The 595-nt window shown below is 50.6% G+C and carries 6 tRNA genes; all 6 read right to left on the bottom strand.

Annotated elements, in window-relative coordinates:
• Positions 1 to 2 precede the first annotated feature (2 nt).
• Positions 3 to 76, bottom strand: a tRNA-Asp gene (locus AC5V8P_RS25925).
• Between the two features lie 15 nt (positions 77 to 91).
• Positions 92 to 168: transfer RNA gene (locus tag AC5V8P_RS25930), tRNA-Met, on the bottom strand.
• A 25-nt stretch (positions 169 to 193) separates the two neighbouring features.
• Positions 194 to 269, bottom strand: a tRNA-Val gene (locus AC5V8P_RS25935).
• Positions 270 to 335: 66 nt separating this feature from the next.
• Positions 336 to 407 (bottom strand) — tRNA-Glu (locus AC5V8P_RS25940).
• Between the two features lie 17 nt (positions 408 to 424).
• Positions 425 to 516, bottom strand: a tRNA-Ser gene (locus AC5V8P_RS25945).
• Between the two features lie 3 nt (positions 517 to 519).
• Positions 520 to 595: transfer RNA gene (locus AC5V8P_RS25950), tRNA-Asn, on the bottom strand.

Consider the following 595-nt stretch of genomic DNA (forward strand, 5'->3'; position numbering starts at 1 on the left):
GGCGGAACTGACGGGATTCGAACCCGCGATCTCCTGCGTGACAGGCAGGCATGTTAGGCCTCTACACCACAGTTCCATAATGGATTTTCATTGGTTGCGGGGGCAGGATTTGAACCTGCGACCTTCGGGTTATGAGCCCGACGAGCTACCGAACTGCTCCACCCCGCGACAGTAATAAATATTTATTTTAAAATGGTGGAGGCTGAGGGGATCGAACCCCCGACCCTCTGCTTGTAAGGCAGATGCTCTCCCGGCTGAGCTAAGCCTCCTCAATGGAACACTTCTCATATTATACCATAACAAACTTTTTATTGCAACTTTTTTTAATATTTTTATGACCCGTAGGGGATTCGAACCCCTGTTACCTCCGTGAAAGGGAGGTGTCTTAACCCCTTGACCAACGGGCCATGCTATAAAATAATTCTGGCGGAGAGAGAGGGATTCGAACCCTCGAGACGCTTTTGGCGCCTACACGATTTCCAATCGTGCTCCTTCGGCCAACTCGGACACCTCTCCATATGGCTCCCCGAACAGGACTCGAACCTGTGACAACTCGATTAACAGTCGAGTGCTCTACCAACTGAGCTATCAGGGA

It is taken from the genome of Paenibacillus sp. N119s (genome assembly GCF_059447605.1).